The organism is Sphingomonas psychrotolerans, assembly GCF_002796605.1.
Lineage (GTDB): Bacteria > Pseudomonadota > Alphaproteobacteria > Sphingomonadales > Sphingomonadaceae > Sphingomonas > Sphingomonas psychrotolerans.
Map to the genome: position 1 here is coordinate 1,789,577 of NZ_CP024923.1, position 24,444 is coordinate 1,814,020.

Below are 24,444 nucleotides of genomic sequence, written 5' to 3' on the forward strand. Positions count from 1 at the left end.
GTATCGTGCCGGGCGCCCGCTGACGCACCCTCCTATTCGCTCGGCGCGGTTCCTGAATGTGCTCGCAACCCCTTGACGCGCCAGTCTGACCGCGTGTGCAATCGCAACCAGCGTGCGCGCGAGCGCGCCACCATTTCTCCTCGCACAGATGAAGCCGACCCCCCTACGTTCCTTCCGGAGTGAGCGTTGGAGCTCAATGACCGGACGCAGCGGCTCCGCGGAACGTCGCCTGAGCGTCCCACCCGCCCCCCAGGGCGCGGAAGGAAGCGATGGCAGCGCGCGCAGCAGCCGCCCGTGCCTGAATTCCGCTGTCGCGATTTTCGAGGAGGCGCCGTTCGGTGTCGAGCACATCGAGCAGGCTGGAGACCCCGCCTTTGTAGGCTGCAAAAACCGACGCGCGGGCCTTGCCCAGCGAAAGCTCGCCCTCGCTGAGGATCTGCGCGCGGGCCTGTTGCTTGACGAGGCCCGAAAAGGCATTTTCCACATCTTCCGAAGCACGAAGGACGGTGAGACGGTACGCGGCCAATGCCTCGGCATTGCGGCCTCGCGCAGCTGCGATCTCGGCATCGATACGGCCGAAGTCGAACAGCCGCCAGCGCAGCCCGAGAATGCCACTGGCCTGGGTGGCATTGCCGCCGAACAATCCGCCGAGCCCCATGGTTGCCGTACCGAGCAGCCCGCCGAGCGAGAATTTGGGATAATATTCGGCCATCGCGACGCCGATCCGGGCGTTCGAGGCCGCGAGCGTGCGTTCGGCGGCAATGATGTCCGGGCGCCGGCGCAGCAGGGCCGGCGGCCCGCCCGCGCTCGAAACTGCGGGCGGAACCGGGATCGGCGCGGCGGCCGCGAGCTCGGGCCGGGTCGATCCCGGCTGGACACCGAGGAGTATGTCCAGCGCGTTCATCGCGATCTCGAGACCCTGCTCGAGTTCAGGCACCGCGGCCCTGACCTGGGCCAGGGCACCCTCCGCCTGCCGCAACTGCAGTTCCGCCGCCACGCCCTTGCGAACTTGCAGCGCGACGAGATCGACCAGCCGCTGCTGGACGTCCTGCTGACCGCGCGCGACGGCGAGCCGGGCCTGCAGGCCGCGAACCGCGACATAGGTGTCGGCAGTCTGCGCCGCGACGGCGAGCCTCGCGGCAACGGCCGCCGCCGCGGATGCCTGCCAATCCGCCCGCGCGGTGTCGCGCGCGGCATCCTTGCCGCCGAACAGGTCGAGCTCCCAGCTCGCGCCGAGGTTCAGCTCATAGCCCTGCGCCTCCCGCTCGAACCCCGGCAAGGCGGAAGCGATCCTGCCTTGCGGCGTCTCAAGCGACTGCCAGGACTCGCTTGCCTGGCCACTGACCTGGCCGGCGGGAAGCAGGTCGGCATTGGCGTGGCGCAGCGCGGCGCGCGCCTGCCCGACCCGGGCGCGCGCCTGCTGCAGGTCGAGATTCTGGGCCAGCGCCCGCTCCACCAGGCTCGCCAGCAGGGCGTCATCGAATGACCGCCACCAATGGACCAGATCGACCGCCGCCGCCCCCTCCGCCTTCGCGTCGACGGCAGCCCCGCCCAGATAGGCCGGCGGCGCCGTCATCTGCGGCGCGACATAGGCCGGGCCGACGGCGCAGCCCCCGAGCAGGGCCGCGGTCGAGACCGCAATCAGGGACAAAGGTGAGATTCGCATGGTCGGGTCCGCCCAAAGTTAGATGTGACTATTGACATTATTAGTCACAGTTTGTCAATCGGGCACATTCACGCTAAGTCTCGGCAATGAGTATACAGAACGCACGCAAGATCGCCGCCCGCGGGCCGGCGGAACATTCGGTCCGCGACCAGATCGTCACGGCGGCGCACGACTATTTCGCGCATTACGGCTATGCCAAGACGACGGTCGCCGACCTCGCGCGAGAGATCGGCTTCTCCAAAGCCTATATCTACCGGTTCTTCGAATCGAAGCAGGCCATCGGCGAGGCGATCTGCGCCGATTGCCTCGACCAGGTGTTCACTCAGGTCCGCGACGCGGTGGAGCAGGGCCAGGACGCGACCGACAAATTCCGCCGGTTCGCGAAGACGGTGACCGGCGCCGGGGTGGAATTGTTCTTCTCGGATCGCAAGCTCTACGAGATCGCCGCACATGCCTCGTCGGAAAAATGGGCGGCGACGCAGGCCTATAAGGAGCGCCTGCAGCGCCTGCTCGAAGACATTCTGAAGCAGGGTCGCGAAAGCGGCGAATTCGAGCGCAAGACTCCGCTCGACGAGACCCGCCGATCGATCTTCTATGCGCTGATGCCTTTCATGGATCCGCTCTTCCTCGAGCGCAGCCTCGATCTCCTGCCCGACGCGCAGGTCGAAGTGACCGGCCTCGTCCTGCGCAGTCTCGCGCCCTAGGTTCGCCCTAGGTTCAATGTGACTAGTTGACATATTGGTCACTAGGTGACATCTGGTTCCGCCTGAACAGGAGAAACCAGCGTGTCGACATTGCTTTCCGCACGGACGGTCATAGTCATTGGCATGATGGCCGGCGCGCTGGCCGAGTGTGGGCGGTCCGATGCGGACCCTCGCACCGCGGCGCCACTGGTGCGGATCGCCGCCGCCGGCGTGGCTGAAGGAAGCGCTCGCGAGTTCACCGGAGTCGTCGGTGCGCGTGTGCAGAGCGATCTCGCCTTCCGCGTGGGCGGCAAGGTCGTGGCCCGATTGGTCGACGCCGGGCAGGCCGTGCGTCGAGGCCAGCAGCTGATGCGGATCGACTCGACCGATTATTCGCTCGCGGCGCAGGCGGCGGCCGGCACGGTCGCGGCGGCGCGCGCCCGCGCGGTCCAGACCAGCGCCGACGAACAGCGTTACCGTGATCTGGTTTCGGCGGGCGCGGTCTCCGCGTCTGCCTATGATCAGGCCAAGGCAGCCGCCCTTGCCGCCCGTGCGCAACTCTCTGCGGCCGAGGCGCAGGCGCGCGTCAGCCGGAACGACGCTAGCTATACCACATTGGTCGCCGACGCGGACGGCATCGTCGCCGCGACGCTGGCCGAACCGGGGCAAGTGGTCGGCGCGGGCCAGACCGTCGTCCGGCTCGCGCGGTCCGGTCCGCGCGAGGCGATCGTCGCGCTGCCCGAAACGCTTCACCCCGCGCTCGGCACAGTGGCGGAAGCGCGGACCTATGGCGGGCTGGCCGGCAAAGCGCAGCTGCGACAGTTGAGCGACGCCGCCGACCCGGCGACCCGGACGTTCGAGGCCAGATTCGTCCTTGCGGGCACGCCCGCGAACGCACCGCTGGGTTCGACCGTCACCGTCCGGCTCGATATCCCCGGCCAGCAGGCCGCGATCTCGGTCCCGCTCGGCGCCATTTACGATCGCGGGCACGGGCCGGGCGTGTGGGTCGTCGCCGACCGGGCGAGTCCCAAGGTCAGCTGGCGCCCGGTGCGCCTCACCACGATCACCGACGAGACAGCAATCGTGTCGGCGGGCTTGCGGCCGGGCGAGCGCTTCGTCGCGCTCGGCGCGCACATGCTCCACCAGGGTCAGGCAGTCCGGATCGACGCGGGAGCGGTCCGTTGAGCGACCTTCCCGAGCAGAAGAGCCGGTTCAACCTCTCCGCGCTGGCGGTGCGCGAGCGGGCGGTCACCTTGTTCTTCATCGTCGCCATCACCCTCGCCGGGATCGTCGCGTTCCTCAACCTCGGTCGCGCCGAGGATCCCGGCTTCACCATCAAGGTGATGACCGTGGTGACCGCCTGGCCCGGCGCCACCGCGCAGGAAATGCAGGATCAGGTCGCCGAGCCGCTCGAAAAGCGCCTGCAGGAGCTGCGCTGGTACGATCGCAGCGAGACGTTCACCCGCCCCGGCCTTGCATTCACCACGCTGACCTTGCGCGACAATACGCCCCCATCCGAGGTCCAGGCGGAATTCTACCAGGCGCGCAAGAAGATCGACGACGAGGCGCCGAAGCTGCCCCGCGGCGTCGCCGGTCCCTTCGTCAACGACGAATATGGCGACGTGACATTCGCGCTCTATGCGCTGAAGGCGAAGGGGGAGGCGCCGCGGGATCTTGCCCGGCAGGCGGAGACGCTACGCCAGCGACTGCTGCACGTGCCCGGCGTCAAGAAGATCAACATCGTCGGCGAACGGCCCGAGCGCATCTTCGTCGAGTTCGCGCAGGACCGGCTGGCGACGCTGGGTATCGCGCCACGCGCGATATTCACCGCGCTGGCGCAGCAGAATTTGATCACGCCCGCGGGCGCGATCGAAGCGAACGGACCGCAAGTTCTGATCCGGCTCGACGGCGCGTTCGACGATCTCGAAAAGATCCGCGCCCTGCCGATCGTCGCCGAAGGCAAGACTTTGCGTCTTTCCGACGTCGCCGAAGTCCGGCGCGGTTACGAGGATCCCGCCGGCTTCCTGATCCGCAGCCAGGGCGAACCGGCCCTGCTGCTGGGCGTCGTCATGCGCGAGGGTTGGAACGGGCTCGATCTCGGCAAATCGCTAAAGGCAGAAGTCGAGGCGATCGCGTCGGAGCTGCCGCTGGGCATGTCCTTCGCACCTGTATCCGACCAGGCAGTGAACATCTCCGAGGCCGTCGATCAGTTCATGCGGACCTTCCTCGAAGCGCTGGCGATTGTGCTGGTGGTCAGCTTCATCGCGCTGGGCTGGCGCGTCGGTCTCGTCGTGGCGGGCGCGGTGCCGCTGACGCTCGCGATCGCCCTCATAATCATGTGGGCGACCGATCGGGTGCTGGACCGCATCACGCTGGGCTCGCTGATTCTCGCCCTCGGACTGCTCGTCGACGACGCGATCATCGCCATCGAGATGATGGTCGTGAAAATGGAAGAGGGCTTCGATCGCATCAAGGCGTCGTCTTATGCCTGGAGCCACACCGCGGCGCCGATGCTGGCGGGCACATTGGTCACGGTGATCGGGCTGATGCCGGTCGGCTTCGCCCGTTCGACCGCCGGCGAATATGCCGGCAACATCTTCTGGGTCGTCGGCTTCGCCCTCCTCGCCTCCTGGGTCGTCGCGGTCGTCTTCACCCCCTATATGGGCGTGAAGCTGCTGCCGGCGATCAAACCGGTCGCGGGCGGCCACGAGGCGATCTACCAAACGCCGCGCTACCGGAAGCTGCGCAGCTGGGTCCGCTGGGCAGTGACGCGCAACCGGCTGGTGACGCTCGCAACGCTGGCAGCCTTCCTTGTCGCGGGCGCCGGCATGGTGCTGGTCAAGAAACAGTTCTTCCCGGCCTCCGACCGGCCCGAAGTTCTGGTCGAAGTCCAGATGCCCAAGGGCACGTCGATCGAGCAGACCAGCGCCGCGACGGAACAGGTCGAGGCCTGGCTTCGCAAGCAGCCCGAGGCGAAGGTCATCACCGCCTATGTCGGGCAGGGCGCGCCGCGCTTCTTCATGTCGCTTTCACCTGAACTGCCCGATCCGTCCTTCGCCAAGATCGTCGTCCGCACACCATCGGAAGAGGCCCGCGACGCGCTGAAGGAGCGCCTGCGCGGCGCCGTGGCCGGGGGCCTCGCTCCTGCGGCGCGAGTGCGCGTGACCCAGCTCGTCTTCGGCCCCCCCTCACCCTACCCCGTGGCATTCCGCGTCAGCGGCCCCGATGTCGACAAGGTGCGTGCCATTTCCGACCGGGTTCACGCGATCATGGTCGCGGACCCGATGATGCGCACCGTCAACACCGATTGGGGCGAGCGGGTGCCGACCTTGCATTTCGTGCTCGATCAGGATCGGCTTCGCGCCATGGGCCTGACCTCGGGCGATGTCGGCGAACAGCTTCAATTCCTGCTCTCCGGCGTGACGGTCAGCCAGGTTCGCGAGGATATCCGCACCGTCGACGTGGTCGCGCGCTCCGCCGGGAAGGCACGGCTCGATCCGGCGCGCATCGGCGATTTCACGCTGACCGCTACGAACGGCCAGCGCGTTCCCATCAGCCAGATCGGCAAGCTCGAGCTGCGCATGGAGGATCCGATCCTGCTTCGCCGGGACCGCGTGCCGACCGTCACCGTGCGCGGGGACATCGCCAACGGTCTGCAGCCCCCCGACGTCTCGACCGCCATGTTCAAAAAGCTCCAGCCGGTCATCGACACGCTGGCGCCGGAATATCACATCGTCATGGGCGGCTCGATCGAGGAGGCGGGCAAGGCCAATGCGGCGCTGGCGCCGATCTTCCCGATCATGATCCTGCTGATGATGATCGTCATCATGCTGCAGGTACGCAGCTTCTCGGCCATGACGATCGTGCTGCTGACTGCGCCTCTGGGGCTGATCGGGGTGGTGCCGACACTGCTGCTGACCGGCCAGCCCTTCGGCTTCAACGCCATCCTCGGGATGATCGCGCTGGCCGGCATCCTGATGCGCAACACGCTGATCCTGATCGGCCAGATCGAGGAGAACCGGCAGCAGGGCCGGACGCCCTTCGATGCCGTGGTGGAGGCAACCGTGCAGCGGTCCCGTCCCGTGATCCTGACGGCGCTGGCCGCGGTCCTCGCCTTCGTCCCCCTCACCCATTCGGTATTCTGGGGCGCGATGGCCTTCACGCTGATCGGCGGGACGCTGGTCGGAACGATCCTGACTCTCGTCTTCCTGCCGGCGCTCTACACGCTCTGGTACCGGATCAAGCCCGATGCGCAGAGCCCGTCCCCGGCTCCGGCAGCGGTGGCGACAGCATGAGCGTGCCTGAATCCGATGAGCCGATTGCGACGTCTTGCCACGAGAGCGGATCATTGGCGGCGCTGCGCTCGAGCAGCCTGACAATCTCCGACCACCGCACCGTCATGAGAAAAGATCCGCTCGAGAAGATCGAAGGACGCTGGACGTTGCAGATCCTGCTCCGTCTCAACGCGGGCGAGCATCGGTTCTCGGACCTTAGGGCGGCGATTCCGCGAGTCAGTGCGAACATCCTTACCGACCGGCTTCGCGCCCTGGAAGGCGCGGGGCTCGTCGAGCGGCGCCATTTGCCCCCACCGTACGCCAGCCAGATCTACATGCTCGCCGATCTGGCCGCTGGCCTGAGACCGGCGCTGGATGCCCTTTCGCGCTGGCGGGCGGAAACGCGCGATGCGCCAGTTCCGGCACAAGGCACCGGTCGATCAAGCGCTTTGGACAGGGAGCAATCGCGATGAAGCTGCAGGAAACCGCGCGTGCGATCTGGCTCAAATTCGAAGCGCTCGCCTCGGCATTGGACTACGATCCCTATGCCGACATCATCTCGCGCTTCGAACGGCTGGAACGTGACGGCCAGTCTCGACAAGCGGAATTGACCGCCCTGTCAGGGGAAGTGCTGAACTTGTCCGAACAACCGCGCCGGGAGTCTTGCCCGCCGCATTGACGGCATGAGAGCCGCACCTGCCGCAGCGGTTCGTTCCTGCTTCGGCGGGCGCAGGCGCCTCTCGCATTTGGATATTCGAGCCGTCCCGCTATTCAGGGCGGAACGGTCCCGTGGAGTGGAAATGAAAATCATCGTCGCATTGTCGGTTCTGGTGGCAGTGCCCATCGCGATCCCGGTTTCGCCGATCCATGCCCAGGACAATTCGTCCAAAACGCAACCCCGGTCGCTGGACGAAATGCCATGCCCGCCGATGCCCGTGGTCAGCCCCGAGCGGATGGCGCTGATCGTCGAACCGAAGCCGCACATCACGACCATGCCTCCCGCAAGCGAAAGCGACCGCGCCAATTACATGCGATGGTCGAGGATCGATCCCGACGGTGCGTGCCGGTACCGGGAAGAGAACCGATCGCTGCCGCCTGCCACGGACCGTCGCGTCATCTTCGTGGGAGATTCGATAACGGAGTCCTGGAAGCCGTCCATTCCCTCGCTCTTCACCGGTGACGTGCTCGATCGCGGCGTCTCGGGACAAACCACCACCCAGATGCTGGCGCGCTTCCGCACCGACGTGATCGATCTTCATCCCGCGGTCGTTCACATCATGGGCGGCATCAACGATATCTCCCACCCGTCCGGAACCGCGCTTACCCGATCGAACCTCGAATCCATGGTCGAGCTGGCTCGGGCGCATGGCATCACGGTGATCCTGGGGGCAGTCACGCCCGCTTCCTTCTTCCAACGCGCGCGCGACAAGATGCCGGGTCCGCATATCGTCTGGCTCAACCGCTGGCTGCGGGATTATGCCAGGAAGAACGACCTGATCTATGTCGATTACCATAGCCCGCTGGTGGACGGGAAACTCGGGATAAAGGACGGGTTGTCCAATGACGGCCTCCATCCCAATCGGCCGGGCTTCGAGATCATAACCCCGCTCGCGCGGGCCGCCATCGATCGCGCTCTCGAGAATCGGGCAGCACGCGCTCTGTCGACCATGAAATGAGATCGCACGCGCCGGACCCGCTCCAGCTTGGTCCGCCGTCTACAGCGGGCCTGTTGAACCCACCGGCGCATTGCGGCCGTTCCGCAATCGTCCGACTCGGCTTTTGCCGGAGCCAGGGCGCCTATCAAGCGAAGACTGAGCACCCGAGCAGCGACATCGCCTGCCTCTTCCCGCAGAGAGTTCGAATTTCGTGTCGGCGACGGCGCGCAATAGTCCGAATGGTTCCAGTTCCGCACGGCGCGCCAGTGCCGCCGTCAGTTCACCTTGCCGGATAACGGCCCTGCAGATCTGCCGGCGGGGCGAGAGACCAACTGGTACACCGATTATCAGGGACTTCGGCTGATCTCGGTAGATTCGATGCAGGTCGATCGGGACGAGGTCGCGCGCAAGTCGATCGTGGCGTGGCTCGACGGGTTGCTGGCGCACAATCCGAACCGCTGGACGGTGCTCTTCCTGCATTTCCCGCTGTTTTCGAGTGATCCCGGCCGCGACAATCCGAAGGTGCGCGCGGCGTTGAAGCCGCTGATCGACAAATACCATGTCGATCTTGTGCTGCAGGGCCACGACCATGGATATGCACGCGGCGCAATCGGGCCAAACGGTCCGTCCGCCGACAAGGCCGGCTCTACTTATGCCGTCTCGGTGGCTGGCCCGAAGATGTACGAGGTCGCGCCGCTCGCCTGGGCCCGAAAAACGGCGTCGCGCACCCAGGCGTATCAGGTCATCGACGTCGCGCCGAACCGGCTGACCTACCGCCTATATTCGCCCGCAACCTCGGTCAGCTGCGCATCACAGGGGAGAAGCCGTCCGCCCAGGTAAGGCTCGCCAACCCGTTCATCAGGCGCTGGTCCACTACGCGTTCGAGCACCGTGAGCGGCATCGCGCCTTCGAGCAACACGTCGTGGAAGCTTCGCGGATCGAACTTCGCCCCCTGCGCGGCCTTTGCCTTGTCGCGCAGGCGCACCCACATGGTGTGTCCGATCTTGTAGCTGCACGCCTGTCCCGGCCACACCGTGTAACGGTCGATCTCGCCTTGGCTGCGGCCGCGTGCGATGCCGGTGGTCGCCATGAAATAGTCGGTCGCCTGCTCGCGCGACCACCGTTTGTGGTGCAGCCCCGAATCGACCACCAGCCGGGTAGCGCGGAACAACAGCGACTGCAGATAGCCGACCTGCCCCAGCGGATCGCCGGCGTACATTCCCATCTCGTCGGCCAATTGCTCCGAATAGAGCGCCCAGCCTTCGGTATAGGCGTTGAAGTCCGCGCGGCGGCGGATCAGCGGGATGTTCGGCGACTCCAGCGCCAGCGTCACCTGCAGGTGATGGCCGGGCACCGCCTCGTGATGAGTCAGCGTCGCCAGTCCGAATTTGGGCCGATCGAAGGTGTCGCGCAGATTGATGAAGTAGATCGCCGGCCGCGAGCCGTCGAGCGACGCGTTCTGGTAATAGCCGCCCGGCGAACCCGCCTGGATCGACTCGGGCACCCGCCGCACCTCGACCGGCGCCTTGGGCAGCGACCGGAATTGCTCACCCAGCCGCGCCTGCATCGCCACGACCTGTGCACGCAGTGCCTCGAGCAGCGCTTCGCGGCCCGGGTCGGTGTTGGGAAAAAGCTGGTCCGGACGCTTGTTGAGCGCCACCAGTCGCTCGCCGACCGTCCCCTGCCCCATGCCCTGTGCCTTAAGGATGGCGTCGATCCGCGCGCCGATCTCGGCGACTTGCTCCAGCCCGAGCTGGTGGATCTCCGCGCCGGTGAGGCTGGTGGTGGTCGCCGCCTGCGCCGCCGCGCTGTAATAGGCATCGCCGTCGGGCAGTCGCCACACCCCGGCATCGTGCACCGCCCTGGCGCGCAGCTCGGTGACCAGCGCGCGCTGCCGGTCGATCGCCGGGTAGATGCGCTCGGCGACGAGCCGTTCAGCCTTCGCCACGCGATCCGACGACAGCTTCGCCGCTGCGAGCTTGCTCGCCAGCGACGTCACCATCACCGTATCGCCCGCCGCCTGGTCTCGCATCGCGGCGATCTGCTTGAGCGTGGTATCGAGGATGTAGTCGGGCGCGAACACCCCGCGCACCGCATCGTCGCGTTGACGGGCGCTGTCATTGTCGATTGCCTGGGGGAAGGCCTCCAGCCGCGCGAGATAGGCGTCGGCGTCCGCGGCATTCTCGACCCGGTGCTGCGAGTCGAGGAAATCGGGGAGGTCGCGATACGCGCCGCCAAGCTGGCTCAGCACATAGGGCGAGAAACCGTCGCTGTTCGATCCGTAGCGGAAGCGCGTCGTCGCCGCGATGTTGCGTTCGAGCTGCCAGGCAACGACTTCCTGGTCGAGCCGCGCCGCCGGCGACAAGGTCGCGGGGGCGATGGCGCGTAGTTCGGCCAGCTCGCGTTTCGCGCGCGCCGCCGCCTTTGCCAGCCCGGTCTCCGAATTGTCGGCGAGCTTCGCGCGCAATCCGGCGCGCGCGCCGGTATCGAGCCCCAGCCGTGTCGCGCCTTCGGGATCGTCGTTCAGCCGATCGTAGAAGAAGCGGTCGAGCAGCGCCGACAGCTTCTTGTCGGCTGCGGCCTGGCTGCGCGGTACGGCAACGGCGGGAAATGCGCCGACGAGCGACACTGCGCTCGCTCCACATAGAAAGAGACGACGATCCACTTCACTCTCCCTTTTCGTCATCCTGGCGAAAGCCGGGATCTCGTGCCGCATCGCGCCTCCGCCTGAGATCCCGGCTTTCGCCGGGATGACGGGCGACGAGTCCCTACCGCCCCGCCTTTTCCCACCAATAAGCGCCGCGCTTCGCGGTGCCGGTCCCCACTTCGTCGAGCGTTGCGGCGTCGTAGAGCCGTCCGCCGAGCATCACTCGCGACACCTTGTCGCTGTTGCGGATGTCGGTGGTCGGATCCTTGTCCAGCACCACGAGGTCGGCGAGTTTGCCCGGTTCGAGCGAGCCGATGTCGCGTGCCATGCCGAGCGATTGCGCCGGCACGATCGTTCCCGCGCGCAGCGCCTCGATCGGAGTCATGCCGCCGCGCACGAACGACCACAATTCCCAATGCGCGCCGATCCCCGCCTGCTGCCCGTGTGCGCCGATCGAGACGAGCACGCCGCGCTTCGCCAGCTTGCTGGCTTCACGGGCATTGTCGTCGTCGACGAAATTGTCCTCCGGCGCCTTGATCCGCCGCGCATTGTCGGCGAGCAGAACCGCGGGCGGCGTGTGCGCGCGCAGCAGCGGATGGGCATAGACGTCGGTCGCCTGCCGCCAATAGGGGTCACCGGCCAGTCCGCCATAAGTTACCACCAGGGTCGGCGTGTAGTTGGTCTTCGTTTGCGAGAAGAACTGCAGCACGTCCTCGTAGAAGGTCTCGAGCGGCACATTATGCTCGAGCGTCGAGTTGCCGTCGGCGACGAGGTTCATGTCCATCCCGAACAAAGATCCGCCCTCGGCTACCACCTGCATGTTCTCGCGCCGCGCCGCCTCGACCACCTGCTGGCGCTGTTCGCGCCGCGGCTGGTTGTAGTTCTTGACGCTGTTCGCCCCCTGCGCCTTCAATCGCCGGACATGCGCCAGCGCGTCGTCGAGGCTGTCGATTTGCGCGTAAACGTCGGCCGCCTTGGCGCCATAGACGATCTCGCCGGTCGAGAAGATGCGGGGAGCGAGGATCAGCCCGGCGCGTTGCATCTCAGCCGCCGCGAAAATCTCGCTCGAGCGGTTCGACGGATCGTGAATCGTCGTAGTGCCCAGCGCGAGATTCTGGTGCATCGACCAATTGTTCTGCGGGATCAGCTCGTCGTTCCCCGCCGGGCCATGGGCATGCGCGTCGATCAATCCCGGGATGATCGTCTTGCCCGCCGCGTCGATCACGGTTGCGCCGGCGGGCACCGCGATTGAAGCGCGCGGCCCCACTGCGACGATCCGGTCGCCGCGGATCACCACCACGCCGTCGTCGATGATCCCGCCCGCAGCATCCGCCATCGTCACCAGCCGCGCACCGGTGATGGCCACCGTCCCGCCGGGCCTTGTCGCGGCGACTTCGCGCGCCAGCGATACCCCGCTGGTCGGCGGAACGAACGCGGGGGCGCCTTCGGCCCGCGGCGCGTCGGGGAAGAGCTGCGCCGTCTCGGCGGTGTAGAGCGTCGGCCCGAGGCTCCAGTGCAGCCGTTTGCCGTCGTTCGACCAGTGGATGTAATCCGCGCCGCCCGCGCTCGCCCGGGTAACCGGCAGCGCCTTGGCGTCGCTCGCCAGTCCGACCGACTGGTTGCCAGGCATCAGCGGCACGACGAACGCGGCATAGTTCTGGCGGAACGCGACATATTCGCCGCTCGGCGCCACCGAATAATCGGTGACCATCTCGCCGCTCGCATGGACGCGCTTGTTCTGGCCGCCTAAATCGGTGCTGATCAGCTGGCGCTCGCTCTTGCCGTCCTTGCCTTCCTCGCCGATCATGAAGATGCGGTCGTTGGCGGCTCCGAACTGAGCCGCTGCCATGCCCTTGGCCACGCGCACCGGCTCGCCGCCCGACGCCGCGACGCGGTACACGCCCGGATCCTGTGTCCAATTGGGGCTGGTGAGATTGCCGGCGCCAACCCGCTCGAACACGATCGTCTTACCGTCGGGCGAGAAGCGCGGGCGGGCATAATGTCCGGGCTGGCTGGTCACATCACGCGGCGTTCCGCCGCTGGCCGCGACGGTGCGGATGCGTCCCAGCCCCGCGTCGGTCCAGCCGACGAACGCGATCGTCCGTCCGTCGCGCGACCAGCTGGGGAACAGCTCGAAGCCGTCGCCGCCGCTGGTCAACCGCTTCGCCACGCCGCCGCCCATCGACTTGACCCACAATTTGCCGAGGCTCTCGAACACCACGCGGTCGCCCTCGGGCGATACTGTGGCGAAACGCGGCATCGTGGTGGTGAAGCGATCGGGCGCAACGGCGATCTGCGGATGCGGCGCATCGATCACCCCGCGGGTATCGTTCACTGTGAACGGGATTTCGCGGGCGTTCGCACCATCCGCATCGATCCGCCGGATCTTGCCCTTGGCCCAGAACAGCAGCGACTTGCCATCGGGCGTCCACGCCATGTTGGGATAGACTCCGGTGACTGCCCAGGTCTCCTGCACGTCCTGATCGAGATCGTCGTAGATCTTGCGCTCCTCGCCCGAGACGAGGTCCTTCACATAGAGCTTCGAGCGAGTCGCCTCGCGCCGCACGAACGCGATTTTCCGGCCATCAGGCGAGGGCGTCGGCCGCACCGCGCCGCCGGCACCGCTCACCGCGCTGCTCACTTCTCCGGTGTCGAGGTCGTACCGCTCGATGTCGAACAATTCGGTGTTCGAATCCTGGGCATATTCGAAGATCGGCCCGGGGGTGACGTTGCGCGTGTAGAAGATCGACTTGCCGTCCTTCGAGTAGATCGGCTCGCCCAATTCCTTCTGGTGAGTCTCGTTGGGCCGCTTGACCAGCATCACGCCGCCGCCGCCCGAGACATGGTACAGCCAGACTTCGCCGGTGCCGAGCGAGCGGCCGGTGGTGAAGTGCTTCTTGGCGGCGATATAGCGCCCGTCCGGGCTCCAGCTCGGCTGGTTGAGCAGCCGGAATTCCTCCCTGGTCACCTGCCGCTTGTCCGAACCGTCGCGGTTCATCACCCAGATATTGTCGCCGCCGCCGCGGTCCGAAGTGAAGGCGATCCGCCGGCCATCGGGCGAGAAGCGCGGCTGGACTTCCCAGGCGAGCCCCTCCGCGATCCGCCTCGGCGCGCCCCCGGCGATCGGCATCGTATAGAGGTCGCCCAGCAACGCGAACGCGATCATCTGGCCATCCGGGCTGACGTCGAGGTCCATCCAGCTGCCTTCGGAGACGCGGATCGGGATCTGGCGGATGCTGGCCCCGGTTGGTGCATTGACGTCCCATTTGGCCGGCTTGTCGCTCTTCGCGACGGTCGCTGGCGCAGCGGGTGCCGCGGCCACGGGCGCGCCGGTCGGCTGCGGCGTCTGCTGCTCGATCGGGCGGACGATCTCGTCTTCGGGAGACTGGGTCTCCTGCACCGGCTTTTGCTGTGAGGGAGGCGCGACCTGGGCCGCAGCCTGATGCGCGGCAAGTGCAACCAGCGAGACGAGCGCGACCGCGTAAGCTTTCATGATTCTCCCTTCTTCCTGAGCTGCGCACTATCGACGCCGATGTCGAGTGGCGCAATGCGCGAACCGAGAAGAGAGCCTCGATGGCTGCTGTTCGCTGACCCAGTCGCAGGGTTTCGCAAAGAGGCGTATCAGCCGAAGACCCAGCACCTTCGAATTTCCCGGCATGTGGCCGAGAAACTTCGCTTCCCGACGCGTGGTTCCACCTTGGCGATCGACCCGCCGACATTGTGATGACAGCATCATCGCGCGCCGCTATCCCCTGACGATGCTTCGCACCGCATGGCTCCTGCTCCTGTGCCTGATCGCGTCGTCGCTAATGACGACGACGACCGCGCATGCGCAGGAGAGTTACAGCGCGGCGGAATTCTCCTGCGGCGGTGCGGCACATGCCGAAGGCGACGCGGACGAGGTTCCTGCCGACGGCGACCGATCCGTCCCCCACCATCATGGCACGTGCCACGGGCACAATCTGACGGCGACGAGTGCTTCGGCTTCGCTCTCGCCGATGACGATCGTTCGCGAGGCACCCGACGCATCCGGCGCGTCGCGGCTTGCCCGGCGCACGATCGATCCCGCGCTCGAGCCGCCGCGAAGCTGATCCCGCGCATTCGCGCTCGCCCAGATTCATAGCTCGATCGGCGGGGAGGTCCCGCGATCAAGGGAGCCGATCCATGAAGATCACGTTCGCGGGCTTGCCGCTCGTGCTCACGCTCGCCGCCTGCGGCAACGGTAGCGAACCCGTCCAGAACCATGCCGAGGCCGAAGTCGGGCATGGCGAAGAAGGCGTAATCTCCCTCACCCCCCGGCAGATCGCCACGGCGGGGATCGAAGTCGTCAGCCCGACGATCGGCGGCAATGGCGGCGCGATCGAGCGCCCCGCATTGCTGGAAAGCGATCCGCAGGCGACGCGGATCGTCGCTGCCACCGTGCCCGGCCGCATCGTCGAACTCCGTCACAATCTCGGCGACAGCGTCCGGCGGGGTGAGACGCTGGCGGTGCTCGAAAGCCGCGAGGCGGCGGGCCTGCAGGCCGAAGTGCAACGTGCCGCCGCCGGCGCCGAACTGGCGCGAACCACGCTCGCCCGGGACGAAGCGCTCTACACCAAGGGCTTCCGGCCGTTGCGCGAAGTCCAGATCTCACGCGCCGCCGCCAAACAGGCGGACGTGGCGCTGCGGCTTGCGCGCGAACAGGTTGCGGCCAGCGGCGCGCGCGGCGGCAGCTACAACCGCATCGTGATCGCGGCGCCGATTTCGGGCCAGGTCATCGCGCGCTCGGCAATGCTGGGCCAGACCTTCGCCGCTGATGCGGCAGAGACTGAACTTTTCCGGGTCGCGCGCCTCGATCGGCTGAGCGTCACGCTTTCGCTGTCGCCCGCCGATGCCGGACGCGTGCGGCCGGGAATGACGGTGCAGGTCACCGCGCCCGGACGCAGCCAAGCGGCGCGGATAGGCTTCGTCTCGCCCGCCCTCGACACCGCAACTCGCCAGGTGCCCGCGATCGCGATGCTCGACAATCGTGCCGGGCAGTGGCGCGCGGGCGAACCGGTCACCGCCGCGATCCAGCTTCCGGGGACCGGCGATGGCGCGATCCGCGTGCCCTCGACTGCCGTCCAGACGGTGGAGGGAAGAACCGTCGTGTTCGTGCGCACCGACACCGGCTTCCGTGCCGTTCCGGTCACGCTCGGACGACAGGACGGCGCGATGGTCGTGGTCACCGCCGGCCTCACCGGGCGCGAGCGGATCGCCGCGGCCAACAGCTTCACGCTCAAGTCCGCGCTCGGCGCGGCCGAAGCCGGGCATGAGGACTGAGCCATGATCGACCATATCGTCACGTGGGCAGTCGACCGGCGCTGGCTGGTCCTGCTGCTCACTGCCATCGCCGCGATCATCGGCGGCATCTCGCTCGCGCGCCTGCCGATCGACGCAGTGCCCGACATCACCAACAACCAGGTGCAGGTCAACGTCATCGCCCCGGCGCTTTCGCCCGAGCTGATCGAGAAGCAGGTCGCCTTCCCGATCGAGACCGCGCTTGCCGGGATCAAGGGGCTGGAGAACACCCGTTCGCTCAGCCGCAACGGCTTCGCGCAGATCACAGCGATCTTCTCGGACTCGACCGACATCTATTTCGCGCGGGCGCAGGTGCAGGAACGCCTGACCGCCGCGCAGGAGGCGTTGCCGGGTGGCGTGAAGCCCGAAATGGGCCCGATCGCGACCGGCCTCGGAGAAGTCTATATCTGGACCCTGCGCTATGCCGGGCGGGGACATGCTCAACATCGTCCCGGTGAGCCCGGGCTCCAGCCCGACGGCAGCTACATCACCCCCGAAGGCGATCGGCTGGCGAGCGAGGCCGACAAGGCGACCTATCTCCACACCGTGCAGGACTGGATCGTCGCGCCGCAGATCAAAACGGTCGACGGCGTCGCGGGGATCGACTCGCTCGGCGGCTACGAGAAGGAATATCTCGTCGTCCCCGACGTCCAGCAATTGGCGGCGCTGAAGCTTTCGCTCGGCGATCTCGCCACCGCGCTCGAGCGCAACAATGTCGCGACCGGCGGCGGTACGGTCAACCGCAACGGCGAAGGCCTCGCGGTCCGCGCCGACGCGCGCATCCGCAGCCTCGCCCAGCTACGCGGCACCGTCATCGCCAATCGCGAAGCCACGCCGATCACGCTCGGCCAGGTGGCCGAGGTGCGGCTCGGCCAGGGCGTTCGCATGGGCGCGGGGTCGGAGAATGGCCGCGAGGTGATCACCGGCACCGCGATCATGCGGATCGGCGAGAACAGCCGCACCGTCTCTTCCGGGGTCGACGCCAAGCTCAAGGCGATCGCACCCTCCCTGCCGCGCGACGTGGTGATCGAACCGGTGCTGGACCGCACAAAATTGGTCAATTCGACCATCACCACCGTCACCAGGAACCTCGCCGAAGGCGCATTGCTCGTCACCGTGGTTCTGTTCCTGCTGCTCGGTAATTTCCGCGCGGCGATGATCGCGGCTCTGGTGATCCCGATCACCATGCTGCTCACCGGCTTCGGCATGCTGCGCGTCGGCGTCTCCGCCAATTTGATGAGCCTCGGCGCGCTCGACTTCGGACTGATCGTTGATGGCGCGGTGATCATCGTCGAGAATGCGCTGCGCCGTATCGCCGGGCGCCAGCATGCCGAGGGGCGAACCCTGACCCTGCCCGAGCGGCTCGCCGTCGTCTCGGGCGCGGCGCGCGAGATGATCCGGCCCTCGGTCTACGGCCAGGCGATCATCATCCTCGTTTATGTGCCCTTGCTGACCCTGACCGGGGTCGAGGGCAAGACGTTCGAGCCGATGGCGCTCACCGTGATCATCGCGCTGGTGTTTGCCTTCATCCTGTCGCTCACCTTCGTCCCCGCGGCGATCGCCATCGCTTTGTCGCGTCCGGTCGAGGAGAAGGAAGGGCGCGTCATCGGCTGGCTGCGCCGTCGCTACGAGCCGAACCTCGATCGCGCCATGAAGCGGCCGAGCCTGACTCTCGGCGTCGCGCTGGGCGCATTGGCATTGGCTGCGGGCGGGTACTCCACGCTCGGCCAGGAATTCCTGCCCAAGCTCGATGAGGGCGACGTGCTCATCTCCGCATTTCGTGTGCCGGGCACTTCGGTCGAGCAGAGCCAGAAGATGCAGGCGCAGATCGAGCATGCGCTCCAGGGCATGCCCGAGATCCGCACGGTCTTCTCGCGGACCGGCACCGCCGAGGTCGCGTCCGATCCGATGCCGCCCAACGCGACCGACACCTTCATCATGCTCAAGGACCGCAAGGACTGGCCCAATCCTTCCGAGGACAAGGCCACGCTGGTCGAGCGGATTGAGACGCGGCTCGCGCAGGTCCCCGGCCATGCCTATGAAGTCACCCAGCCGATCCAGATGCGCTTCAACGAGCTGATCGCGGGCGTGCGATCGGACGTGGCGGTGAAGATATTTGGCGACGACTTCGCAGAGATGAACGCGACTGCCGCGAAGATCGCCGGCGTGCTTCGCCGCACGGCCGGCGCCGAAGACGTCAAGGTCGAGCAGACCGAAGGCCTGCCGATGCTCGACATCGCTTATGCCCAGGATCGCGCGTCGCGGATCGGGGTGAGCGCGCAGGACGTGGCCGATACGGTCGCCACCGCGGTCGGCGGACGCGAGGCGGGCCGGATCTACGAGGGGGATCGCAGCTTCCCGGTGGTCATCCGCCTCGCCGACGCGGCGCGCGCCGATCTCGATGCGCTCGGCCAGACGCCGGTGCCGACGCCGGCGGGGAGCTTCGTGCCGCTCGCCTCGGTCGCCGACATCCAGCTGGTCGACGGGCCGAACCAGATCAGTCGCGAGAACGGCAAGCGCCGCGTCGTCGTCCAGGCCAATGTCCGCGGCCGCGACGTCGCCAGCGTCGTCGCCGATGCGCGCGCGGCGATTGCAAAGGACGTGCAGCTTCCCGCGGGCATCTGGCTCGAATGGGGCGGCCAGTTCGAGAACCTCGCCTCGGCGCGGCACCGGCTGGCGTTGGTCGTGCCGGCATGCTTCGCGCTGATCCTGCTGCTGCTGTACGGCGCGCTCGGCAACCTGCGCGATGCGGCAATCGTGTTCACCGGCGTGCCGCTCGCGCTCGTAGGCGGCGTGCTCGCATTGGTACTGCGCGGAATGCCGTTCTCGATCTCGGCCGCGGTCGGATTCATCGCATTGTCGGGGATCGCGGTGCTCAACGGGCTGGTCATGCTGACTTCGATCCAGCAGCTCGTGGCCGAAGGAATGGATCGTGCGACTGCGGCGCGCGAAGGTGCCCTCGCCCGGCTCCGTCCGGTGGCGATGACGGCATTGGTGGCGAGCCTCGGTTTCGTTCCGATGGCGCTCGGGCACGGCGCCGGTGCCGAAGTGCAGAAGCCGTTGGCGACGGTGGTGATCGGCGGGCTGATCAGCGCCACGCTGCTCACCCTGTTCGTGCTGCCGACGCTCTATGCGCGGTTCGGCAACCCAAGGCGATCCGGTCAGACGAGCCCGGCCGCAGCCGTAATCGCTTCGTAGATCGCATCCAGATCCGCATCCTCGATGCAGTAAGGCGGCATCACATAGACGGTGTTGCCCAGCGGCCGTAGCAGCAGATCGCGGTCCCGGAAAAAGCCCAAGAGCCGCGGTCCGAGCTCGGACAGATACGCCCCCTCCCCGCCCCCGAGCTCCACGGCGGCGATCGTTCCGAGGACGCGTGGATTGTGCACACCCGCAACCCCCGCCAGCGCCTCGATCCGGTCGGCCTGCCGCCGCGCGAGCCCGGCGACGCGAGCAAGAATCGGCTCCTCCCGCCAGATCGCAATGTTCGCCGCGGCGGCCGCGCAGGCGATCGGATTGGCGGTATAGCTGGACGAGTGGAAGAACATCCGCGCGCGGTCGTCGGCGTAGTGCGCGGCGTAGATCGGCTCGGTCGCCATGGTCACCGCCAGCGGCACTGCCCCGCCGGTCAGACCTTTGGAAAGGCACAATATGTCCGGAACCACGCCGGCCTGCTCGCAGGCGAGTAAACTACCCGTCCGGCCCCAGCCGGTCATCACCTCGTCCGCGATGAACAGCACACCATGGTCCGTGCAGATGCGGCGCATCTCGGCCAGCACCCATGCCGGATAGACCAGCATCCCGCCGGCGCCCAATATCAGCGGCTCGACGATCAGCGCCGCGGGCTTCTCGTGGCAATAGGCCTCGAGCGCATCGAGCGTTTCCTGTGCAGCGCCGGCCGCGGGAAACGGGATCGTCGCCACGTCGAACAGCAAGGGCGCATAGGCCTGGTTGAAGACGCCGCGCGCGCCGATCGACATCGCGCCGATCGTGTCGCCATGATAGCTGTGCGCCATCACTATGATCCGGTGCCTTGGCTCGTCGCGATTGCGCCAGTAGCCGAGCGCCATCTTGAGCGCGACCTCGACGCTGGTCGATCCCGAATCGGAAAAAAACACGCGCGTAAGCGCCGGCGGCATCAGCGCCCGCAGCCCCTGCGCGACCGCCTCCGCGGGTGCGTGCGTCCAGCCTGCGAAGATGATCTGGTCGAGCTGCCCGGCCGCCTCGCGGATCGCTGCCATGATCGCGGGATGGCAATGGCCATGGGTGGTGACCCACCACGACGAGATGGCATCGACGATCCGCCGCCCGTCGGCCGTATAGAGCGCCGCCCCCTCGGCTCGCACCACCTGCGGGATCGGCTCGCCGAGCCCATGCTGGGTGAACGGGTGCCAGACCGGCGAATCGCTCACGCGAAGGCCCCCAGATCGAAGCCCTCGCCAAAGGCCGCCGCCAGCGTCCCGGCGGTCAGTGGATCGAGCCATGGCAGGCGCCCGAGGCGTCGCACGCGCCCAAGCCGGACGATGGTCTCCTCGCTATCGGGTACCGCCGGCCCGACAAAGGCAATGCCGAGGATCGGCACGCCGCGGCTGCGCAGCGCCTCCAGCGAGAGCAGGCTGTGGTTGATCGTGCCGAGCGCGGTGCGCGCGACGAGCACCACCGGCGCAGCCCATCGCGCGAACAGGTCGGCATAGAGCAACTCGCCATCGATCGGTACGAGCACGCCGCCCGCGCCTTCGACCACGAGCGTTCCCGCCACCGCGGGGAGCGCCAGCAACTGCGCATCGATGCGGATGCCGTCGAGTGCTGCGGCGCGATGCGGCGAGCACGGCGTGGCGAGGCGATACGCCTCGGGCAGCACGCGCGCGACCCCCAGCGCCTGGACGCGCGCCGTATCGCCCCTTTCCTCGATCCCCGCCTGGATCGGCTTCCAATAGGTCGCCCTCATGGCCGCCGCGAGGCCGGCGGCGAACACAGTCTTGCCGATATCGGTGTCGGTCCCGGTGACTACGATGGCGCGCCGGTCCGTCACTGCGCCGCCACGATCGCCGCCGCGAGCGCCTCCACAGCGGACGGCGTAGCATGCAGCGTGAGCGAGATGCGCAGCCGTGCGGTGCCGACCTGCACCGTTGGCGGGCGAATGCCCCGGACATCGAAGCCCGCGGATTGGAGCGCCGCGGCGAGCGCCATGGTCGCCTCGTCCTCGCCAATGATCAGCGGCAGGATCTGGCTGCCGGTCGGCACCACGCCGCAAGGCGCGAGAACCCGCTCGGCATGCGCGATCAGCGCGGTGAGTGCCCCGCGCCGCTCCGGCTCGTCCGCGAGGCACCGAAGCGCCTCGCGGACCGCAGCCGCCATCAACGGTGACGGCGCGGTCGAAAAGATGAAGGGACGCGCGCGATTGACCATGAAATCGCGAAGCACGCCGGGCAGGCAGAGCAGCGCGCCCTCGCACCCGAGCGCCTTCCCGCAGGTATGCAGCGTGATGATATTCTCCGCGCCGTGGAGATTGCGGGCAAGCCCGGTGCCGTCCGCGCCGAACACGCCGGTCGCATGGGCCTCGTCGACGAGAAGGAAGCCGTCGTGCCGCGCTGCGATCGCGGAGAGATCGTCGAGCGGCGCGCGATCGCCGTCCATCGAATAGACGCTCTCGACTGCGATCCACGGACGCCCGGTTCCGCCGCGGCGGCGCCAGGCCAGGATCGCATCCTCGAAGACATCGGCGTCATTGTGCGGCACCGGAGCGGTTTCGGCCCGGCCGAGGCGCATGCCGTCATGCGCGCTGGCATGAATCAGTGCGTCGTACACCACCAGGTCGCCGCGTTGCGGGAGCGTCGCGAAGGCCGCCACATTGGCGGCATAGCCGCTCGAGAAGAACAAGGCCGTGTCCGCGCCGAAGGACGCCGCCGCCTCGGCCTCGAGCAGTTCGTGCTCGGGGTCGTTGCCGCGCAGCAGCCGCGATCCGCCCGAGCCGACGGGTACTCCGCGGGCGATGGCCTCCTGCACCGCAGCATGGAGGCGCGGCGCGGTGCCGAGCGCCAGATAGTCGTTCGAAGCGAAATCCGCACCCGCGCGCCGCCGCAGCGACCGCAGGCGGCCACGCGCGTCCAGCTGTTCGAGATCGGCGAGATGCGCTGCGAACTGAGACATGGCGCGGGACCTGTAGCGATTATCCCGGACATGGCCAGCGGCGGCGAGCCTGAGACCAAGACCGAGGAAGTCGTCGCGCCCGATCCCGAGGACGATTCCTCCCGCACCGGGAACAATGACATCGTCGTCGCGGCCCAGCGGCGCGAGCAGCGGCTTCAGGAAGTCGCCGCTTTGCTGCGCGGCAAGTCGATGCGATCTTCCTCAAGGGCGCCCACGGCCCACAGGTGGCGCACCAGTTCGGGCTGACGACGGTGATCGACACCGGCGCGCATCCCGAGCCGCTGATCCGCGCCAAATCTGCGGCTCGCCAAACCCGGGGCGAGCGACGCCGAACTGGTCGATGCCGCACACGAACACGGCATGACCCGGCTCGGCGATTCGGGGCTTCTCGGGTTCGAGCTCGGCGGTCCCGATGTTCGTTACGTCGGCTCGATATTGCCGATCGAAGGCCAGTCTTCGTGATCGCCACCGACACCTCCGGCATCTTCCCTGCTACATGATCTTCAATATCGTCACGATGCCGAAGATCGTGCTGATGTACGGCATCCTGCTGACCGCCGGAAACGCGATGCGAAATCCGTCGGCCTCTCCGATCGTAATGGAGCGGCTCGGCGATCTCACCGGCGACAAGCAGGCCGACGATGCCCATGCCGCATCGCTGATGTCCCGCCCCCAGTTCGTCCAGGACGAGGCATTGATCTCGCCGGTCATGCGCGGTCACCTGATACGGGATTTCGGACCCACGCCGGCGAAGATCGGCGGAGACATGTTTTTGACTGCCGCGGGAACGCCGGATCTGGCCAAGGTCGTCTCGGCGCTCAATTATTCGGGCTGAGCGCTCGCGCCTTGCCCGATGTGATCGGGCTCCTCCCGAACATCTCCCGGACTGGCGCATTTGCGGCTTTCGCTGCGGCTGCGAATGCGGCAGGAACCGCCAAACCATTCCGGAGACCGCATGTTTCGCCCGATGTACGACTGGGTGCTGCGCATGGCGCATCATCGCCACGCGCTGCGCAGCCTCGCGCTCGTCTCCTTCGCCGAGAGCAGCTTCTTCCCCGTCCCGCCCGACGTGATGCTGCTCCCCATGGTGCTCGCACGGCGCGAGCATGCTTATCGGATCGCCGCGGTGTGCACGATCGCTTCGATCCTCGGCGGCATATTCGGCTATGCGATCGGCTATTATCTTATGGAGAGCGTTGGCCAGTGGCTGGTCCAGCTCTACCATATGGAAAGCAAGATCGAGGCGCTGCGCCACGGCTATGATCAATATGGCGCGGCGATCATCCTGGTCAAAGGCCTGACCCCGATCCCCTTCAAGCTGGTTACCATCGCAAGCGGACTTTTCCACTTCAATTTTCCACTTTTCATATTGCTTGCAACCATTACGCGCGCCGCGCGATTCTTCCTCATCGCCGCATTGCTCAAGCGGTTCGGCGAACCCGTGCAGGCGTTCATCGAAAAAAGGTTGAATTTGTTCGCCTGGGGCTTCCTGATCCTGCTCGTCGGCGGTTTTGCCGCGGTGGCAATGCTTTAGACGATCAGAACACTTCTGAAGGGGACCGTATATGTTCAAGAAACTGGCGGTGATCGTAGCCGCTTCGTCCATGCTGTTGGCAACGACGGCGGCACAGGCGGGTTCGGCCTCTGCACTCAGCCTGCGCAACGCGCCCGCGGCCGAAGCGCGCACCAGCACGGCTGCGCAGAAGGAAAGCAAACTCGTGGGCACCCCGCTGTTCGCGATCATCGGTATCGTAGCGGTGGTGGCGTTGCTCGAAGTGACCGGCGTGATCAACATCTTCGGCGACGACGAACCCGACAGCCCCTAGGCTCGAGCGGAGACGCTGCGGCCGATGAGAGATGAGGGGCGCTCCGTTCAGGTCGGAGCGCCTCTTTCGTTTAGGGCTACTTCCCCTCGCTCCCGGCAAGAGCGTTTTGAACAGCAGCGCGCCGCTTGCTTTTGCCCCCTGCCCTCGCTAGATACCCGTTCCAATCCGACAGCGTGATGGGAACACGCCGGTCCTTCCCCCGGAAGGAGCGGCGGCGGACCCAT

20 protein-coding genes are annotated in these 24,444 nt (G+C 67.0%); 14 read left to right on the forward strand and 6 right to left on the reverse strand.

Features of this window, described 5'->3' with window-relative positions; genetic code table 11:
* Nucleotides 1–193: 193 nt before the first annotated feature.
* Nucleotides 194–1,651: an efflux transporter outer membrane subunit gene (locus CVN68_RS08170; RefSeq protein ID WP_233503635.1), complete on the reverse strand. Its 1,458-nt coding sequence runs from the start codon at nucleotides 1,649–1,651 to the stop codon at nucleotides 194–196.
* Between the two features lie 101 nt (nucleotides 1,652–1,752).
* Here CVN68_RS08170 and CVN68_RS08175 point away from each other — a divergent pair, with 101 nt between their 5' ends.
* The 7 genes from CVN68_RS08175 (at nucleotide 1,753) to CVN68_RS08205 (ending at nucleotide 9,118) form a co-directional block, all read left to right on the forward strand.
* Nucleotides 1,753–2,370, forward strand: coding sequence for a TetR/AcrR family transcriptional regulator (locus CVN68_RS08175; protein WP_100281758.1), 618 nt, complete (start codon nucleotides 1,753–1,755; stop codon nucleotides 2,368–2,370).
* Between the two features lie 81 nt (nucleotides 2,371–2,451).
* Nucleotides 2,452–3,534: an efflux RND transporter periplasmic adaptor subunit gene (locus CVN68_RS08180; protein WP_233503636.1), complete on the forward strand. Its 1,083-nt coding sequence runs from the start codon at nucleotides 2,452–2,454 to the stop codon at nucleotides 3,532–3,534.
* On the forward strand, nucleotides 3,531–6,644 hold the full coding sequence (locus CVN68_RS08185) for an efflux RND transporter permease subunit (protein ID WP_100281760.1): 3,114 nt from the start codon (nucleotides 3,531–3,533) through the stop codon (nucleotides 6,642–6,644). Before CVN68_RS08180 ends, CVN68_RS08185 begins: the two co-directional genes overlap by 4 nt.
* Nucleotides 6,641–7,096, forward strand: a complete 456-nt coding sequence (locus CVN68_RS08190) for a winged helix-turn-helix transcriptional regulator (RefSeq protein ID WP_233503637.1) — start codon at nucleotides 6,641–6,643, stop codon at nucleotides 7,094–7,096. Before CVN68_RS08185 ends, CVN68_RS08190 begins: the two co-directional genes overlap by 4 nt.
* Complete coding sequence (locus CVN68_RS08195) at nucleotides 7,093–7,302, forward strand: hypothetical protein (protein ID WP_100281761.1); 210 nt, start codon at nucleotides 7,093–7,095, stop codon at nucleotides 7,300–7,302. Before CVN68_RS08190 ends, CVN68_RS08195 begins: the two co-directional genes overlap by 4 nt.
* Nucleotides 7,303–7,306: 4 nt before the next feature.
* A complete protein-coding gene (locus CVN68_RS08200; protein ID WP_100281762.1) occupies nucleotides 7,307–8,299 on the forward strand; it encodes a GDSL-type esterase/lipase family protein in 993 nt (330 codons plus the stop codon).
* Between the two features lie 264 nt (nucleotides 8,300–8,563).
* Nucleotides 8,564–9,118, forward strand: coding sequence for a metallophosphoesterase family protein (locus CVN68_RS08205; protein ID WP_158298793.1), 555 nt, complete (start codon nucleotides 8,564–8,566; stop codon nucleotides 9,116–9,118).
* Here CVN68_RS08205 and CVN68_RS08210 read toward each other — a convergent pair.
* Nucleotides 9,078–10,943, reverse strand: coding sequence for a DUF885 domain-containing protein (locus CVN68_RS08210; protein ID WP_100281764.1), 1,866 nt, complete (start codon nucleotides 10,941–10,943; stop codon nucleotides 9,078–9,080). The genes CVN68_RS08205 and CVN68_RS08210 overlap by 41 nt on opposite strands.
* Before the next feature lie 103 nt (nucleotides 10,944–11,046).
* On the reverse strand, nucleotides 11,047–14,418 hold the full coding sequence (locus CVN68_RS08215; protein ID WP_100281765.1) for an amidohydrolase family protein: 3,372 nt from the start codon (nucleotides 14,416–14,418) through the stop codon (nucleotides 11,047–11,049).
* Between the two features lie 265 nt (nucleotides 14,419–14,683).
* Between CVN68_RS08215 and CVN68_RS08220 the strand changes: the two genes are divergently transcribed.
* The 3 genes from CVN68_RS08220 (at nucleotide 14,684) to CVN68_RS08230 (ending at nucleotide 19,442) form a co-directional block, all read left to right on the forward strand.
* Nucleotides 14,684–15,016: a hypothetical protein gene (locus CVN68_RS08220; RefSeq protein ID WP_100281766.1), complete on the forward strand. Its 333-nt coding sequence runs from the start codon at nucleotides 14,684–14,686 to the stop codon at nucleotides 15,014–15,016.
* A 73-nt stretch (nucleotides 15,017–15,089) separates the two neighbouring features.
* Nucleotides 15,090–16,226, forward strand: a complete 1,137-nt coding sequence (locus CVN68_RS08225) for an efflux RND transporter periplasmic adaptor subunit (protein ID WP_100281767.1) — start codon at nucleotides 15,090–15,092, stop codon at nucleotides 16,224–16,226.
* 3 nt (nucleotides 16,227–16,229) lie between these two features.
* Nucleotides 16,230–19,442: an efflux RND transporter permease subunit gene (locus CVN68_RS08230; protein ID WP_100281768.1), complete on the forward strand. Its 3,213-nt coding sequence runs from the start codon at nucleotides 16,230–16,232 to the stop codon at nucleotides 19,440–19,442.
* Here CVN68_RS08230 and CVN68_RS08235 read toward each other — a convergent pair.
* The 3 genes from CVN68_RS08235 to CVN68_RS08245 are packed head-to-tail and all read right to left on the reverse strand — an operon-like array spanning nucleotide 19,406 to nucleotide 22,394.
* On the reverse strand, nucleotides 19,406–20,656 hold the full coding sequence (locus CVN68_RS08235) for an adenosylmethionine--8-amino-7-oxononanoate transaminase (RefSeq protein WP_100281769.1): 1,251 nt from the start codon (nucleotides 20,654–20,656) through the stop codon (nucleotides 19,406–19,408). The two genes, CVN68_RS08230 and CVN68_RS08235, sit on opposite strands and share 37 nt — an antisense overlap.
* Entirely contained in the window at nucleotides 20,653–21,276 is a 624-nt protein-coding gene (gene bioD, locus CVN68_RS08240; RefSeq protein ID WP_100281770.1) for a dethiobiotin synthase, read from the reverse strand. The genes CVN68_RS08235 and bioD overlap by 4 nt, the downstream gene beginning before the upstream one ends.
* On the reverse strand, nucleotides 21,273–22,394 hold the full coding sequence (locus tag CVN68_RS08245; protein ID WP_100281771.1) for an 8-amino-7-oxononanoate synthase: 1,122 nt from the start codon (nucleotides 22,392–22,394) through the stop codon (nucleotides 21,273–21,275). The genes bioD and CVN68_RS08245 overlap by 4 nt, the downstream gene beginning before the upstream one ends.
* Before the next feature lie 30 nt (nucleotides 22,395–22,424).
* Here CVN68_RS08245 and CVN68_RS23645 point away from each other — a divergent pair, with 30 nt between their 5' ends.
* The 4 genes from CVN68_RS23645 to CVN68_RS08265 all read left to right on the forward strand — a co-directional run bounded on the left by CVN68_RS23645 (nucleotide 22,425) and on the right by CVN68_RS08265 (nucleotide 24,220).
* Nucleotides 22,425–22,640 (forward strand): hypothetical protein, encoded by a 216-nt coding sequence (locus CVN68_RS23645; protein ID WP_199560237.1) that lies wholly within the window; start codon nucleotides 22,425–22,427, stop codon nucleotides 22,638–22,640.
* Nucleotides 22,641–22,890: 250 nt separating this feature from the next.
* Entirely contained in the window at nucleotides 22,891–23,229 is a 339-nt protein-coding gene (locus CVN68_RS08255; RefSeq protein ID WP_100281772.1) for a hypothetical protein, read from the forward strand.
* Between the two features lie 120 nt (nucleotides 23,230–23,349).
* Nucleotides 23,350–23,928, forward strand: coding sequence for a YqaA family protein (locus CVN68_RS08260; protein ID WP_100281773.1), 579 nt, complete (start codon nucleotides 23,350–23,352; stop codon nucleotides 23,926–23,928).
* A 31-nt stretch (nucleotides 23,929–23,959) separates the two neighbouring features.
* Entirely contained in the window at nucleotides 23,960–24,220 is a 261-nt protein-coding gene (locus CVN68_RS08265; RefSeq protein WP_100281774.1) for a hypothetical protein, read from the forward strand.
* The last annotated feature ends 224 nt before the right edge of the window (nucleotides 24,221–24,444 follow it).